Annotated in this window: 17 protein-coding genes; 5 read left to right on the forward strand and 12 right to left on the reverse strand. The window is 37.5% G+C overall.

Annotation, left to right across the window (positions count from 1 at the left end):
- Positions 1-31 precede the first annotated feature (31 nt).
- The 4 genes from ACIQXF_RS06930 to ACIQXF_RS06945 all read left to right on the forward strand — a co-directional run bounded on the left by ACIQXF_RS06930 (position 32) and on the right by ACIQXF_RS06945 (position 3931).
- Entirely contained in the window at positions 32-1081 is a 1050-nt protein-coding gene (locus ACIQXF_RS06930; RefSeq protein ID WP_402780537.1) for a TRAP transporter substrate-binding protein, read from the forward strand.
- Between the two features lie 262 nt (positions 1082-1343).
- Positions 1344-2606: a dicarboxylate/amino acid:cation symporter gene (locus tag ACIQXF_RS06935; RefSeq protein WP_402780540.1), complete on the forward strand. Its 1263-nt coding sequence runs from the start codon at positions 1344-1346 to the stop codon at positions 2604-2606.
- A 206-nt stretch (positions 2607-2812) separates the two neighbouring features.
- On the forward strand, positions 2813-3349 hold the full coding sequence (locus tag ACIQXF_RS06940) for a tubby C-terminal domain-like protein (RefSeq protein ID WP_402780543.1): 537 nt from the start codon (positions 2813-2815) through the stop codon (positions 3347-3349).
- Positions 3350-3751: 402 nt separating this feature from the next.
- Positions 3752-3931, forward strand: a complete 180-nt coding sequence (locus ACIQXF_RS06945) for a hypothetical protein (protein ID WP_402780546.1) — start codon at positions 3752-3754, stop codon at positions 3929-3931.
- Between the two features lie 140 nt (positions 3932-4071).
- Here ACIQXF_RS06945 and ACIQXF_RS06950 read toward each other — a convergent pair whose 3' ends face one another.
- From ACIQXF_RS06950 to ccpN, 12 genes are all read right to left on the reverse strand, one after another.
- Entirely contained in the window at positions 4072-4965 is an 894-nt protein-coding gene (locus ACIQXF_RS06950) for a PhzF family phenazine biosynthesis isomerase (RefSeq protein ID WP_402780600.1), read from the reverse strand.
- A gap of 335 nt (positions 4966-5300) precedes the next feature.
- The gene (locus ACIQXF_RS06955) at positions 5301-5837 is read right to left on the reverse strand and encodes an NADPH-dependent FMN reductase (RefSeq protein ID WP_402780549.1); all 537 of its coding nucleotides are present in this window, start codon (positions 5835-5837) and stop codon (positions 5301-5303) included.
- 228 nt (positions 5838-6065) lie between these two features.
- Positions 6066-6314 (reverse strand): DUF2164 domain-containing protein, encoded by a 249-nt coding sequence (locus ACIQXF_RS06960; protein WP_402780552.1) that lies wholly within the window; start codon positions 6312-6314, stop codon positions 6066-6068.
- 115 nt (positions 6315-6429) lie between these two features.
- The gene (locus ACIQXF_RS06965; protein WP_402780555.1) at positions 6430-6654 is read right to left on the reverse strand and encodes a hypothetical protein; all 225 of its coding nucleotides are present in this window, start codon (positions 6652-6654) and stop codon (positions 6430-6432) included.
- Between the two features lie 15 nt (positions 6655-6669).
- The gene (locus tag ACIQXF_RS06970) at positions 6670-7791 is read right to left on the reverse strand and encodes a Nif3-like dinuclear metal center hexameric protein (RefSeq protein ID WP_402780558.1); all 1122 of its coding nucleotides are present in this window, start codon (positions 7789-7791) and stop codon (positions 6670-6672) included.
- Position 7792: 1 nt separating this feature from the next.
- On the reverse strand, positions 7793-8485 hold the full coding sequence (locus ACIQXF_RS06975) for a tRNA (adenine(22)-N(1))-methyltransferase (RefSeq protein WP_402780561.1): 693 nt from the start codon (positions 8483-8485) through the stop codon (positions 7793-7795).
- A 169-nt stretch (positions 8486-8654) separates the two neighbouring features.
- Positions 8655-8999, reverse strand: a complete 345-nt coding sequence (locus tag ACIQXF_RS06980) for a c-type cytochrome (protein WP_402780564.1) — start codon at positions 8997-8999, stop codon at positions 8655-8657.
- A gap of 443 nt (positions 9000-9442) precedes the next feature.
- Complete coding sequence (locus ACIQXF_RS06985) at positions 9443-10015, reverse strand: hypothetical protein (RefSeq protein WP_402780567.1); 573 nt, start codon at positions 10013-10015, stop codon at positions 9443-9445.
- 455 nt (positions 10016-10470) lie between these two features.
- Entirely contained in the window at positions 10471-11598 is a 1128-nt protein-coding gene (rpoD, locus tag ACIQXF_RS06990) for an RNA polymerase sigma factor RpoD (protein ID WP_402780570.1), read from the reverse strand.
- A 32-nt stretch (positions 11599-11630) separates the two neighbouring features.
- Positions 11631-13463, reverse strand: coding sequence for a DNA primase (gene dnaG, locus ACIQXF_RS06995; RefSeq protein WP_402780603.1), 1833 nt, complete (start codon positions 13461-13463; stop codon positions 11631-11633).
- A gap of 208 nt (positions 13464-13671) precedes the next feature.
- Positions 13672-14484, reverse strand: coding sequence for a pyruvate, water dikinase regulatory protein (locus ACIQXF_RS07000; RefSeq protein WP_402780573.1), 813 nt, complete (start codon positions 14482-14484; stop codon positions 13672-13674).
- Positions 14485-14501: 17 nt separating this feature from the next.
- Positions 14502-15134 (reverse strand): transcriptional regulator CcpN, encoded by a 633-nt coding sequence (ccpN, locus tag ACIQXF_RS07005; RefSeq protein ID WP_402780576.1) that lies wholly within the window; start codon positions 15132-15134, stop codon positions 14502-14504.
- A gap of 455 nt (positions 15135-15589) precedes the next feature.
- On the opposite strand from ccpN, the gene ACIQXF_RS07010 reads away from it, so the two are divergent.
- Positions 15590-16975: a glycine--tRNA ligase gene (locus ACIQXF_RS07010; RefSeq protein ID WP_402780579.1), complete on the forward strand. Its 1386-nt coding sequence runs from the start codon at positions 15590-15592 to the stop codon at positions 16973-16975.
- Positions 16976-17069 lie beyond the last annotated feature (94 nt).

Consider the following 17069-nt stretch of genomic DNA (forward strand, 5'->3'; position numbering starts at 1 on the left):
TTAGAAAATACGAATTAATTGGGTGTAATAGATGAAAAAATTTATTATTGGAACAATCGCAACCGTTTTACTATTAACAATCTCGATTGGTATTCAACAAGGCTTACTATTCGCAAAACCATTCCCCTACGACGATGAACAAAAAGGCTTGGACACACAAATTATTATTCATTTAAGTCACGTTGTGGCTGAGAATACGCCAAAAGGACAAGCTGCAAATAAATTCGCCGAGCTTGTTGAGAAGAATACAAATGGTAAGGTGAAGGTGCATATATACCCTAATGCCTCCATGTATAATGATGAAAATGAGTTTCAGGCTTTACAAAATGGAAAAGTAGAAATGATTATCCCCACTTTTTCAAAGATGACTTCTTTTGTACCAAATTGGCAGGTTCTTGATTTACCCTACCTGTTTAATACAGATGATGAAGTACATGAGGTACTAACGGGATCGATTGGTGAGCAATTGTTAAATGAGCTGAAGCCTTTTCATATAAAGGGGCTTGGCTTTTGGCATAATGGCTTTAAGCACCTAACCTCTGTCGATCATCCTATTCATACATTTGAGGATTTAAAGGGCTTACGTATTCGTACAATGCCAAGTAAAACGCTCGAAAAGCAATTCGAGGCAGTTGAAGCAACACCAATCCCAATTTCTTTTAGCGAGGTTTTTACGGATTTAGAATCGCATGCCATTGATGCACAGGAAAACACTGCGTCTAATATTTATTCTAAAGGCTTTTACAAAGTACAAAAGCATATGACATTAACAAAGCATGGCATTTTAGGATACGCTGTTTTAATAAACGAAAACTTCTGGAATTCCTTACCTTCAAAAATTCAAAAGCAAATTATGGCTGCTATGAAGGAAACGACAGACTGGCAATTTGAGCAAGCTGTCCTAATGAATGAAACAGATTTGCAAAAACTTGAGCAACAAGATAACTTTGAAATTTACTCAATGAATAATGAAGAACGCCAACGTTTTAAAGAAAAGCTTACACCAGTCTATGACCTTTATAGGGCTAGTGTACAAAACAATCAAATATTATCGGAGATCGAAAAAATTGTATCTCCCTAATACTTTTGTTCATTAATGATAAATCCTCACAGTTCGTGAGGATTTTTTGTTTGTATTATAATAGATTCCAAAATTACTAAACTACTATAAAACAGCATCAAACCCTTGTTATTACTACCTTTATTCCCCCTCCAAGCAAAAATGAACAAAATGAACAATAGAAACTTTACGGTCATAAAAACTATTGTCGGAAAATTTCAGCTATCATAACCACATGAAAGCGTTCACACAATATTCACTAATGTTGTAGGGGGAGAACTTTATGCGTATAAATTTTAAAAACTTAACGGTACAAGTATTGATTGCTATTGTACTTGGTATTATTGTCGGTGCTACGTTCCCAGAGTTCGGAGCGAAATTGAAAATATTAGCCGATATCTTTATTAAATTAATTAAAATGTTAATAGCTCCTATCATTTTCTTAACAGTTGTTATTGGAATTGGTAGTATGGGCGATGTAAAAAAAGTTGGTAAAATTGGTGGGAAGGCTTTAATTTATTTTGAAATCGTCTCTACTTTCGCATTAGCGATTGGCTTACTCGTTGTCAATATTGTTCAGCCTGGTAAAGGCTTTAATACAGATGCTGCAAATGCTGCAGATGTTTCACAATATACACAACAGGCTGCTGCCGCAGAGCATGGCTTTGGTGCATTTATTATGCAAATTATACCTGAAAATGTTGTCGGCGCACTTGCCAATGGTGAATTACTACCTGTTTTATTCTCAGCTGTATTATTTGGATTAGCTGCTGCTGCTCTAGGTGAACCAGCTAAACCAGTTATTAAATTTTTCGAACAAGTAGCAGATATATTCTTTAAAATTGTTAATATGGTCATGAAGGTTTCTCCGATTGGTGCATTTGGTGCTATGAGCTACACAATCGGGAATTTTGGTCTTAAATCGCTTGGAAACTTAGGATTTTTAATGTTATCCGTTTATATTACAATGTTCATCTTTATCGTAGTGATCATTGGTCTTATTACACATTACTTTGGGTTCAGTATTTTTAAGTTTATTAAATATATTAAAGATGAAATTTTTATCGTTATTGGGACATCATCATCAGAATCTGCCCTACCTTCGATGATGCGCAAATTAGAAAACTATGGTTGCTCTAAACAAGTCGTTGGTCTTGTCATTCCAACAGGGTACTCCTTTAACTTAGATGGTACGTCCATTTATTTATCCATGGCGGCTATTTTTATCGCACAAGCTTATGGAGTTGAGTTAGATATTTGGCATCAAATTACATTGCTTGCCATTTTAATGCTAACATCTAAAGGAGCAGCCGGTGTAACAGGTTCAGGCTTTATTACGCTCGCGGCAACACTAGCAGCATTCCCGATGATCCCAGTTGAAGGGATCGCACTGTTAATCGGTGTCGATCGCTTTATGTCAGAGGCTCGCGCCGTTACAAACTTAATCGGCAATGGTGTGGCAACAGTTGTCGTTTCAAAAATGGAAAAAGAATTCGACCCCGAACAAGAAAAACGCGCTCTTGCAGGAGAAGTTACAATCCAATAAATAACAATGAAAGGCTGTCCAAAAGTGAAACATTCATCTCATCGGACAGCCTTTTTCTAATAGTAGTAGTTATTAAAATTGATTTCCAAGTTAGTTAAATGCGGCCAAAAGTTGCAATATGAAGGTAACTACTGGAAAATATTTAATCTTCTTTGAAACCTCGTATCACGCTACCTCGTATAGTAAGTAGATTGGAGGATTTTTTTATGGCAACATTTACGCTTACCTATCCAAAAGCATTCCAAAACTTTTCTAATATTCCTATTGTAGACGAACAAAATGAGATAGTTTGTGTACTGCAAAAAGTGGAACGTTCAACTGTTGGAAAAGTAATCAATGCCGTGATGTTAGTAGCTGCACAGCAGTCATTACCACATCGTTATGAAACACGTACTTCTTTAGGTGCACCACTTTTTGAAGTGCAATCTACACTCCTAACAAAGGGTGCCAGCCATCTGCTCATCATGCCAGATGGATCAATATTACCCATTCAACAGAAGACGGTTCAATTACTCGAATCCTCCTACTCTTTTACAATGGATGGACTCGCTTTTCGCTTTGAAAAGGATTTTACTTCAACCGCTTATTTATATTGTAATGATGAAAAAATAGCAAGTGTTAGAAATATAGAAAACGAGCTGGTGCGCACTGGTCTATCTTTTAAGCTTTTCAATTCAGATGATATGCACTTTGTAGCTTTGCTAGCAACTCTTTATCAGGAATTGTTCTCCATAAGTAAATAAAGTAGATAAAACTTCTATTTAGGAGATTTTGTAGAATTTATGATATCTCATTCTTATGCAGAACAATTGTATAACGGAAGTGACGGATAAAAATGTCGAAGTGACCGATAAAAACAACAGACTGACGGATAGAAATGCCGAAGTGATCGTTAGAATCAACAGACTGACGGATAGAAATGCCGAAGTGATCGTTAGAATCAACAGACTGACGGATAGAAATGCCGAAGTGATCGTTAGAACATTGAAAAGAGGGAGGAGACTCTGTTAATTCACATGCTAGAATCACCCCTTATATTCCGGGACACGAAATAAATTTGCTTTGTTTTGCCCATTTTATGCCACCCTTCTAAAAAAGGAGTACACTAAAGAGGTAGAAATACTATACTTTCGGAGGCATTTAAAATGGATACAAAAGCAGCAGATATTAAAAATTTAATGACGTTAAATCTACTTGTGCAAATTTTAGAGGAACGCGGTATTATGACAGATAGAGAGTTAAAAGAACGTCTCACAAATAACGTTAAGCTTTCCTCTATGGATGCTGATTTAAAAGAAAAAGTTATTGGAGAAATAAAACATTAATGGTATGAATTTAACTTCTCATCAATTTCGCTTTCGCATAATTGCGTCTGGATTTTGATAATCCGTGAAATCGCCAAAGGCTTTATCTCCATTCAGCAGAAGATAAAAAGGACCGCTTCAGCGAGTAGCGGCCCTTTCCTTTATATTTGCAACTTTAATTCCTCCACATACACAGCCGTGCCTGCAATTGAAATACTCATTTTCTCCTTTTCACTTTGTACATGTACATGCACACGCCCATCCTTCCCAAGTTCCTGACCTTGTTCCACGACAAGTGTTTTTGGCAATTGTCCATCTCGATCAATATACTCAGCAAAATATGCTCCCATTACACCAGAGGCAGTGCCTGTCACAACATCTTCAACTGTTCCAGAGTATGGAGATGAAAAGTGTCTTGCGTGCATATCAGCGTTTTTATCAAATGTCTCTAGGCAAAAAGGATGTAAGGATGCTTTGGGCATTTCTTTAAGGATGGCTGGAAAACCCGCATTTTGAGGAATCATTTTTTCAAAGAATGTTAAATTTTTAATAGGTACTAGCAATGTCCAAATTCCTGTGCTACCGTAGACGATTGGAAAATCAGGATGTAAGGCTTCCTCAGTAAGTCCAATTGATTGCGCAAGCTCAGCTTTTGAACCGTTAAAGCTTGCAAATTCAGGCGTAGCATGTTGCATAGTAATGTAAATTTCCCCTGCACTTTGCTCTTTGATCTCGATTGGGAGAATCCCTGCTTTCGTCTCAATGGTAAATGTAGACTTCTCTTCTAATAAACCTATTGACTTTAACGCATAAATCGTTGCCATCGTAGCATGACCACACAAATTTATCTCATGACCTGGCGTGAAATATCGTATACGTAAATCAGCTTTATCTGATTTTATTGCAAAGGCTGTTTCATTAAAGCCTATTTGCTTCGCAATAGCCTGCATTTCATTTTCACTAAATTGATCTCCCTCCACCACGACACCTGCAGGATTCCCCTTATGAGGTATCGTACTAAAAGCATCATAATGATGAACGGTTACAGTTTTCATAAGCTTTTCCTCTCTCTTTATAAATTGTAATTCTCTGTCCAACTTTATTACGTGGCATCATGGAGGCGCCTTCCACAACAACAGGAGAAAAATAAAATAGTATACTCATCGGTAAAAATAATCGCTAATCCAATTGTCTTAAATCCACGCCCATATTCCATTATGATTTGTTTTTGTCGGCACATTTTACAATTTCAATTCTTCTTTACCATTCTATATATTGTTAGATACGAATTCCTTGCATAATAGTTCCGAAAATTGCGGTAATAATAATTATTTTTTCAAAAAAAAAAAGCAATATGTACTTTTTTTTCTGTACATACTGCTAATTGCTATTATCGAATTGTTTTTAATGCTGTTGCCCAAGGGATAAGCTGATCTAGCATTTGATTTACAGAATCTACTTGCATATCCTTTGGTTTAAACGTTTTGGCATTTTCAAAGTCTGTAAACAAGGATAGAGCTGGATGTACGCGAACATCCGCCACTAATAATTCACCAAGAATACCACGTAAATGTTCGGCAGCTCGTGCACCGCCCACAGAACCGTAAGAAACAATACCTGCTGCTTTATTATTCCATTCCGCACGCAAATAATCTAATGCATTTTTTAGAGCTCCCGTAATTGAATGGTTGTACTCTGCAACGATAAATACAAAACCATCACATGCAGCGACGCTTTGCGCCCATGCAGCTACTCCAGAAGCATCTCCACCTGGTTCACCAAGAAGTGGTAATTTAAAATCAGCAATATCAATAATTTCATATTCTGCATCTCGACGCTTTTCGGCTACTTCCTTAACCCATTCTCCAACTTGTGGACTTAAACGACCTTCACGCGTACTACCTAAAATTACACCGATTTTTAACATATTACTCCTCCTTCTCCCATACCTGAAATTATAGCCACATCATACACTTCTTACCTTTGTCAACATGAAATAGGCTCACTTAGCCATATTGGACAGCAATTCATTCCTTTATTCAATACTTAGATAAGAAACTATTGTTTTGAATTAATTTATCTTTAATTCAAAATAAAAATAGCACATACTTACCATTTATGTCAATTAATTCATCATGGATTTTAGATCGTTCCATTATTTTATTTTAATTGGACGTTCTAATGCTGCGAGCTCATCCTCAATGGATGCATATTGTCTTTCCACTACGTATTTTGTATCTGATATGGCTGCATTATAAATATGCGGAGCGATATATTCTTTTACAAAGTCCAATACTCTCTCTGCTTCAAATTCAGAGATATCCTCATCTCGATGATTATAGAAAAATCGTTGAATATCAGCTATTATCATTTCCTGTTGATCTTTTGTTAAGCGAATAAACATAGCCATTCTCTCCTTTTAACCCGCATATTTTCCAATTATCATAACACCATCATTTCATTTATGCATACACAAAAAGACTGAACTATAGTACATACTATAATTCAGTCTTGCTATTTTACTGTTTACAATTAAATGAATAGCTTGTTGATAGAAAATTCTTTTCCTTCGAGACAATGGCCTCTCCACCACCTTTTTCACACTGCTCTGTCATGGCATCAATTTTTTTAGCATTCATTGTATTCGTCATGAATGTCATGCCTATGCCAAACACCGCAATCGTTAAACCAATGATGATCCATAGCTTACCGGCTTTGTTACCAGCTGGTCTCTCACTCGCCACACTTATTCCCCTCTCTTACACAAATAAAAACGGTTCTGTATGAATTGTAGATTGTACAAATTCGACAGTATATTTTTTGTCCTCACACATTTTTGCCATCTTTTTAGCTACACCTGCAATCATCACTTTCTCAACATGATGACCTGGATCTACAATTTGCAGACCAATAGCTTGAGCGTCCTGCGCAGTATGGAAATACATATCGCCTGTTAAAAATACATCTGCTCCTGCACGTTTGGCAGAATAAATATATTTATTGCCGTCACCACCAACAAGTGCAACTTTTTTCACCTTTGACTGTAAATCCCCAACAACTCGGACAGCAGGTACATCAAGTTGCTGCTTTACAAATTGTGCAAAGTCGTGAAGGGTCATCTCTTGTGGTAAAAAGCCCACTCTCCCTAAGCCCATTACATTTGTTTGCTGGTCTAGGCGAATAATATCATAAGCAGGCTCTTCATATGGATGTGCGTTTAACATCGCCTTAAATACGCGGTTTCTCAAGGATTCCGGAAATACTACTTCTATCTTCACTTCTTCTTCAACATGTAATTCACCAATAGAACCAACATGTGGATTTGCACCTTCTAGTGCACGGAAACGCCCTTCTCCTAATGAAGTATAGCTACATGCTTCATAATCACCAATTCGACCTGCTCCCGCGTTTGCTAATGCTTCACGTAAATCAGCCGCATTTGTTGTCGGTATAAAAACAGCCAGCTTTAACATATTTTCCGCATATGTTTCTTCTAAGATGGAACGATTTTCAAGCTGTAAAGCATCGGCTAGTAAATCGTTTACTCCGCCTTCAGCGACGTCAAGATTTGTATGTGCTGCATAAACGGCTATATCATTTTTTAGTAGCTTTTCATATAAACGTCCAGCTGGATTGTCAGTACGAATGTTCGCCAATCGTCTAAAAATCGGAGGATGATGTGCTATTATTAGCTCGCAGCCTTGCGCGATTGCCTCTTCGGCAACTTCCTCATTAACATCCAAAGTGACTAATACTTTACTTACAGGTTTGTTTAATGTGCCAATCGCAAGCCCAATTGGATCATTTTCCATACAAGCAAGCTTTTTGGGTGACCACGATTCGAATAATTGGATAATCTCTTGTCCGTTTACTGTTTTCATCTTACAAAACCCCTTCCACTAAATCGAGTAGGGCTACTAACTCAGCACGTTTATCTTCAATCTCAGGTGTTTGATCAGCACCTTCAATGGAATTTAGTACACGCTGCCAATTTTCCTTTTCACGCACCCACTTTTTGATAAATGCTGGTGATTTTCGTTGCATTAATTTCGGTCCAAATAAAACCTCCTCTGCCGTTAACACCATTGAACTTCTTTGGAATACAAGAATTTCATAAATTTTTTCATCTTCCTCTAAAATCTCTTCATCAAGAATAGCCCAATTATGCGCTAAAGCCCACTCCCGTATCACCTTGGCATGAATATTTGGTTGCAAAATAAGTCGTGTTACCCCTTGCAGTTTTTCAGGATGCTTCTCAAGTATAGATACAATTAGAGGACCACCCATTCCAGCAATTGTGATTGTGTCTACGTGATCGGTTGTTTCTACTGCTGCTAAGCCATTCGCAAGTCGTACCGTAATCTTTTCTGTTAAGCCTTCTTTTTGTACTTGTCCAACTGCAGAATCAAAAGGCCCTTTCACAACCTCTCCTGCTATTGCATAAGAAGCAATGCCTTTATGAATTAAGTAGCATGGTAAATAAGCATGGTCACTACCTATATCAGCTACCACAGCACCGGAGGGTACAAATTTTGCTACTGTTTCTAATCGTTTTGATAATTTTTGTGCGTTCATTTTTTTACCGCCTACCTTAAATAGAGTCCATTATTAGTATGGATGATGTTGCGCAAAAAAACAAATGGAGTTGTCTCAGATTATGAGCAACTCCATTGACTTAAAAAATAAATAAATTGTAGCTGTACCAATCACGATTAAACGCTTTCAGTACAGCTACTTTTGTAAACTATTCTAGAGTTGAAATGTACTTAGCGATTGCTTTTGCTTCCGCTTCGTTTTTCATTCCAGGTGTCATCGGTGTACCCTCGATACCGTTCGTTAAAACGTCAACGAAACGAGCCTCATCTAAGCCATGTAGGGTTGGACCTATATTACCAGTTAAGTCAGCAGCGTGACAAGCGATACAAGATTGTACTAATGCAGAATCATCAGTAGCTTCTGTAGTTTCGCCACCCTCAGCCCCCGCAGCAATTTCTTTTTTGTTCTCTGCGCCTGTTAAAGACATGAAGAAAATAAGACCAATACCAAATGCCAAAATTAAAATGTAAGGAACGACTGGATTGTTTTTCATATGTTTCCCCTCCTCATTGTAAATCTACTTCTATTATAATATAGAATCAGTCAACATCTAATATTGTACTGCATTAACCATGAAACGAAAAGCCCTATTCGCTAAGTTTTCCTTTGTTTGTAACAAATTCGACATTTCTGTATCTATTGGATAAAATATGTCTTGCCATGTCCAATAATTGGACTATCTATTATCTTTTAGCAATTAAATATAGCTTTCATTTATGTAGTTATCTTGCCACTCTTTGTACTTTCTATACCAAGAACATCAAAATTTCTTATTAATAGCTCTATCGGCAAATTTGCTATTCGAAGTACCAATTCACTGAATAAGCTCTGCAATTATCTCAAAATACTATAAAAGTATTTTTCACGATATCAAAAAAAGAATCTGTAAGCTTTTAGAAAGCAAACAGATTCCTGTTATTCAAAGAAAATCATCGCTTATGATAAGTTTATGATATAGTAGGCAATTAACGCTAGCAAACCAAGAACACCTGAGACCGTGAAATAAAGTAACTTCATTTTAATTCCCGACCATAGCCAAACTCCACAATTTGCTGCAATCAAGCAAAACAATGCAATATTATCACCATTAAAATATGTAGTATAAATTCTAATAGACATACTAAATAATAAAACCGCTGCTAATAAATGAAAAATAGGCGCTAATAAATTATTTTTTTGTGCCACCCGAAATGCAGAAATGAATAATATCAATGCAACTATGCCAACTATAACCGTTAATATTAACGTTAAAGAAGTTATAGTAAAATAAATAGAAAGAAGAGCAACCGTAGCAATACACATACCTACGATTAAAAGTATCAACTTCCTCTTTTCTAAGGATATTATAGCTTGTTTATGATGTACAGGATGTACAGGGTCTAACTCCTCAAGATCAGCTCCCTCTGCATAAAGAGCCGCTAAAAAGTCACAGTAGTGCTCTGGTAATAGCTTATTCTGCTTCCAAAACAAAATCTCATTTAAGATTATTTTTTTTCGAGGATTTGTCATAGTATTTGCTCCAAACATTGCTTAATAATGGTTGTTATTACAATTTTATATTACAACCACCAAAAGTACATCTGTATAAAGTAGCAAAAATATTAAGATTGTCTCATTCTAATTACACTTTATATGCATTTTTTGGAAACATTGATTGCTATAATTAGATACGGTTTTCTAATAAGTTTAAGTAAAAGAGAAAGTTCTTAGTGAGGAAAGCTTCTTTTAGTAGGTTACCTCCTGTCCGCGCGGGTATTTGCCTCGCTTCCGCGGGTATTCCACTCCTCCGCACGGATATTTGCTTCTCTTCCGCGGGTATCCCACTCCTCCACGCGAGAATCCGCTTCTCTTCCGTGGGTTCCACCTGTTTCATGCGGATAATATATAATAGTTAAAAAAATAAATGGAGCCAACTAATTAGTATGTTAATCAATACTAATCAGATAGCCCCATTTTGTTGATCTTTATTCTAAGAAATCTTTTAAACGTTTGCTGCGAGAAGGGTGGCGTAATTTTCTTAGCGCCTTCGCTTCAATTTGGCGAATACGTTCACGAGTTACACCAAATACTTTCCCTACTTCTTCTAATGTACGTGTACGACCATCATCTAAACCGAAGCGTAAGCGAAGCACATTTTCTTCACGGTCAGTTAATGTATCTAACACATCCTCTAATTGTTCTTTTAACAATTCATATGCTGCATGGTCAGATGGAGATTGAGCTTCAGAATCCTCAATAAAGTCCCCTAAATGAGAATCATCTTCTTCTCCAATTGGTGTTTCAAGAGATACTGGTTCTTGCGCAATTTTTAAAATTTCACGTACTTTTTCAGGTGTTAAATCCATTTCTTCCCCAATTTCTTCCGGAGATGGCTCACGACCTAAGTCTTGTAATAATTGGCGTTGTACACGAATTAATTTATTAATTGTTTCTACCATATGCACTGGAATACGAATCGTACGTGCTTGGTCGGCAATGGCACGTGTAATTGCTTGGCGAATCCACCATGTTGCATAAGTGGAGAATTTAAAGCCTTTACGGTAGTCAAATTTCTCAACTGCCTTAATAAGACCCATATTCCCCTCTTGAATTAAATCAAGGAATAACATACCTCGACCAACATAGCGTTTTGCAATCGACACAACAAGACGTAAGTTTGCTTCTGCTAGGCGTTTACGTGCTTCTTCGTCCCCTTGCTCAATACGCTCCGCTAATGCAATTTCTTGCTCGGCAGAAAGTAAATCAACTCGACCAATTTCTTTTAAATACATTCGTACAGGGTCATTTATTTTAACGCCTGGTGGTACACTCAAATCATTTAAATCGAAAGTCTCTTCGTTTGCTTCTTCTTTCATTAAGCTTTCTTCTTCAAATTCTTCTTTTCCGATGATTTGAATGTCTTTATTCTTTTCAAGGTCTTCAGCAAAGTGGAAAATTTCTTCATTCTCCAGTTCATAAGGCGCTAATTTCTCTGAAATTTCTTTCATTGAAATTTCACCCTCTGTTTTTGCCTTTTCTTGTAGTGATTTTTTTGCTTCATCTAATGTGATTTCTACTTCTATCTCTTTTGAACGTTCTGACTTGTCCGCCATAAACCTTCCTCCTTCTAAACAACCGAATCGGGTTAAATCGCCGATAACGATTTTCTTAAATGAATAATCTGTTGGGCGATTTCAAGTGCACGCGCATACTCATGCATCTTCTCCGCTTCCTTTGACTCATGCATCTTTTGTTGAATTTCTTGCTCAATTCTATATTTTTGAAGCTGCCGTATAGAGTCTGTGAACTCTGCCTCTGCTTGGTCAGGGTCCCGCTCAGCTAAAGCCGCTTCCATTACAATTTTTCGTAATTCAGGGTCATCTAATACCTCAACAAAGCGCTGATAATCTGGATGACCGTATTCCTCATAAAATCCAACTAGGCGAACAAAAACTGCCATATATGCATCACGTACAAATGGCTCTTTTTGCTCACTACGTAATACCCTGTCCACTACATCTATATTATGAAGCATATGAGCCAGTAATAAACGTTCGGCACGTTCAGCTGCGTCCATAGGCTTTTGTTGCTGCGTGACTGGCATCGAAGGCATTTGTACTGGCATTTCTACTTTTGCAGAACGTACCTGATTTGCCTCAAGCTTTCGGAATTGAGCATATATCGCTTCTTCCGAGATATTGGTTTCATTTGATAGCTGTCGTATATACAAATCTCGTTCAACTGGAGAAGATCTACCAGCTAACTGCTCGAGGACTTCTTGAATATACTGAAGCGTATCATTTTCAAACTGAAAGTTCTTATTGCGTCTAGCATGCATCATCATAAAAGCAATATACGCATGAGGGTTTTCCAAAATTTGTTCTTTAAATGCTTGTCCACCTAAACTACGAATGTATTCATCGGGATCTAGCTTATCTGGTAATACCGCTATATCAACTTTCATACGTTCTACTTGAAGTAACTGTGCCGCCCTTTTTGCCGCGTCAAAACCAGCATTATCACCGTCATAGCAAATCGTAACCTGCTCTACTAAGCGCTTTAGCTTTGTGATATGCTGTTTTGTAAGCGAGGTACCCATTGTTGCTACGGCATTCGTTACACCAACAGAATTTGCTGCTAAAACATCCATAAATCCTTCCATCAATACTACTTGACGATTTTTTCTTATTGAGGTTCGTGCTTTGTCTAGGTTATATAGCACTTCACTCTTTTGAAAAATTGGTGATTCTGGACTATTTAAATATTTTGCCTCCTCACCAGTCGAAGAAAGTATTCGTCCTGAGAATGCAATTATTTTTCCGTTCTCATCACGAATGGGAAACATAATACGTCCTCTAAAACGATCAAAATAGCGTTCTTCCCCTTCTCGCTTGATTATTAAACCACTCTCTGCGATTTCTTGTAAGTTATAACCTTTTCTTTCAAGCAATATCGTTAATGCATCGAAGCTTGGGAGAGACCATCCAATGCTATTAGATTCGATAAGTTCCCTTGTAAATCCTCTTTCTAGTAAATAATTTAAAGGTTCTTCACCATCTTCCGTGTTCAACAGTAAATGATGGAAAAAATCTGCTGCAAAAGCGTGTGCTTCTTTCATCCTTTCTTCCGCTTTAGATATCTTTTTCGTTACTTCAGGTAAACTTGGTCCAACATCTAAATGTATGCCGGCACGTTCACCAAGTTTCACGACAGCGTCAGGAAAAGAAATTCCTTCCATATCCATGACAAAAGTAATAGCATTACCGCCTGCACCACAACCAAAGCAATGAAAGATTTGTTTGTCTGTTGACACAGAAAAGGATGGTGTTTGTTCTCCATGAAATGGACAGAGGCCAAACCAGTTGCGACCACGCTTTGTTAGCTGCATGTATTCGCTAATAACATCAACAATATCCGATTGTGTACGAATCTGTTCAATCACTTCTTCTGGAATTTTCCCTGCCAAGCTCATCACCATCTTTAATTTACGTTCTAGAACACAATTCGCTATCCGTTTTAAAAATCCTTTAATTCTCGACAAAAAAATAGGATTTTTCTCTTTTTAAATATTTTTACCACAATTTTATTATTATAAAACAAAAATTAGTTTTTATCTATACTATTTTCTAAAACCGACTCAAAAAAACCGCCTCTTACTACTGAGGTGGTTTATCAAAATTCAATTCTTATTTACAGGTCGAGATATGTTCTATAATAATATTTGCTGTTTCCTCTACAGCCTTATTCGTAACATCAATAACCTTACAACCGATTTTATCGACAATTTTTTCAAAATGCTGAATTTCTTCTAATATACGATTATGCTGTGCATATATAGCATCATCATTCAAGCCAAGTGTCATTAATCTTTCTTTTCTAATTGAGTTTAATTTATCAGGAGAAATAATTAAACCGAAACATTTTTTGGGATCGATCTTTAATAGTTCTTCAGGTGGCTCCACTTCTGGTACTAAAGGTACGTTCGCCACCTTATAGCGTTTATGTGCTAAATATTGTGATAGCGGTGTTTTGGAAGTGCGTGATACACCAACGAGCACAATATCAGCCTGTAATAGACCACGAGGATCTCTACCATCATCATATTTTACAGCAAATTCAATAGCCTCAATTTTTTTAAAATAATCATCATCTAGCTGGTGAACGATGCCTGGTGCCTCTAATGGTATTTCTTCCATAAATGTTGCCATTGTTTTTAAAGCAGGCCCTAAAATATCGACAGCATGTATCTTTTCTTGAACACACAGTTCATGTAATAACGATCGCATCTCCTGTCGAACAAGCGTGTACACAATGAATGCCTGTTGTTTTGCTGCAAGGCAAACAATTTTTCGGATGAGATCCTCCGTTTGAATATGAGGAAAACGCCGAATTACCGTGTTTTCTAAACCAGGACGAAACTGGCTAATAACCGCTTTCGCTACTTGATCACCAGTTTCACCGACTGAATCAGATACAACAAATACTCGAAGTCTTTTCATGCTGCTCTCCTTCAAATTTAGACATTCTGTGCCAGTGATAAGAAAGCTCGCGTAATCGTTGTTTTTGTTAGACGACCAACGATTGTTAATCCACCCTCCTGTGGTTCAACTACTGGTAGCGAATCAACTTCTCGTTCAATTAATTTATTCGCTGCAGTAACTAAAGAGTCTGACCTTTCGCAGTACGAAATATTTGGCATACGTGTCATAATGATATGTACAGGAATTTTGTTTAAATCCTGAGTGCCAATACTTGTACGCAGTAAATCCTTGCGAGATAGGACGCCTGTTAAAAACTCGTTCTTATCTACGACGAAGAGAGTTCCAACATCCTCCGAAAACATGAAGCATATTGCATCATAGACTGTCATTGTTTCTGGTACAACAACAGGTCCTGAATGAAAATCTTTCACCTTTAAATTGTGAATACTATCCATCAATGTTACGGATGCTTTTTTACCTGAATAGAAATAGCCAACCCGAGGTCTTGCATCTAAAAAGCCTGCCATCGTAAGAATTGCTAAATCTGGTCTTAAAGTCGCTCTAGTCAGATTGAGACGTTCTGCAATATGTTCGCCTGTAATCGGGCCGTTTTCTTTCACAATTTGTAAAATGTCTTCCTGACGTTTATTGAGTTCGATTGGACTCACCGCCTCAAATCTAATAGTGTTATACTTATGCTCAATTATTATATACTATTTTAATAATTATTGCGAAGAAAAGAACTACATGCTACAATATTGACACATACGCTTGCTCTAGATGTATTTTCGAGCGATATGCGTTATACAGGCGATGATAGGAAAAAAAGTATCTGTTCCATTTTAAAGCGAGTAGAAGATGGTGAAAGTCTACATAGTAACAGAGAAAAGGCACTCCTTGAGCTAACTTTTTGAAAAGAGGTTTTAAACAAAACGTTTAAAACAATCAGGGTGGAACCGCGGGTTTTAGCACTCGTCCCTGGGCATTCATTGTGCCCGGAGACGGGTGCTATTTTTAATTTAGTCTTGCACTAAGTTAAAAAGTACTTTGGCTTATGTATATGAGCCAAGGCAAAATTAATATTCACTCTATGTATGTGAAAACTATGAAGGAGGCTATTTTTATGGCTAACAAATCAATGGAAACAATTGTATCATTAGCGAAGCATCGTGGCTTTGTCTTTCCAGGTTCTGAAATCTACGGAGGCTTAGCAAACACTTGGGATTATGGTCCACTTGGTGTTGAATTAAAAAACAATGTAAAAAAAGCATGGTGGCAAAAATTTGTCCAAGAATCTGAGCATAATGTTGGGATAGATGCTGCTATTTTAATGAATCCTAAGGCTTGGGTTGCTTCTGGTCACGTGGGTAACTTTAATGACCCAATGATCGATTGTAAAGCATGTAAAGCGCGCCATCGTGCCGATAAAATCATCGAAGACGCTGCATTAGCTAAAGGCGATGAAATCATTGTTGATGGTATGACATTCGACCAAATGAAAGAAACTATGGTTAAGTACGAAGTAGTGTGCCCAGATTGCGGTAAAGCTGATTTCACAGATATTCGCCAATTTAACTTAATGTTTAAAACATTCCAAGGTGTAACAGAATCTTCTACGAACGAAATTTATTTACGCCCAGAAACAGCGCAAGGTATTTTCGTTAACTTTAAAAATGTACAACGCTCTATGCGTAAACGTACACCATTTGGTATCGCACAAATTGGTAAATCATTCCGTAACGAAATTACTCCAGGTAACTTTACATTCCGCACACGTGAATTTGAACAAATGGAGCTTGAATTTTTCTGTAAACCAGGTGAAGACCTTGAATGGCATGCATACTGGAAAGAATTTTGTAAAAACTGGTTATTAAACCTAGGCATGAAAGAAGAGTCAATGCGTCTTCGCGATCACGAGCAAGATGAGTTATCTCACTACTCTAACGCTACAACAGATGTCGAATTCAAATTCCCATTCGGTTGGGGCGAGCTTTGGGGTATAGCGGACCGCACAGATTACGATTTAAAACAGCACATGGAGCATTCTGGTGAAGACTTCACTTACATCGACACAGTTACAAATGAACGCTATGTGCCATACTGTATCGAGCCTTCATTAGGAGCGGACCGTGTGACATTAGCATTCTTATGCGATGCTTATGACGAGGAAGAGCTTGAGGGCGACGATAAGCGTACGGTATTACGTTTCCACCCTGCTCTTGCGCCATTTAAAGCTGCTGTCCTACCACTTTCTAAAAAGCTTTCAGATGAAGCTACAAATGTTTGGGCAGATCTTCGCAAAGCATTCCCAGTTGATTTCGACGAATCTCAATCAATTGGTAAACGTTACCGTCGACAAGATGAGATCGGTACACCTTTCTGTATCACATATGACTTCGACTCTCAAGAGGATGGTCAAGTGACGGTGCGTCACCGCGATTCAATGTCCCAAGTTCGTATGCCGATTGCAGATGTGCAAGCATATATTGAAAAACATCTTCAATTCTAAAATCGAGTAGGAGGGGGTGACTAACCCCCGACCTCTCTCACCACCGTACGTACGGATCCGTATACGGCGGTTCAATTAAGATGAATAACGCAAG

It is taken from the genome of Lysinibacillus sp. NPDC097231 (assembly GCF_044761885.1).
In the GTDB taxonomy this organism is placed as follows: domain Bacteria; phylum Bacillota; class Bacilli; order Bacillales_A; family Planococcaceae; genus Lysinibacillus.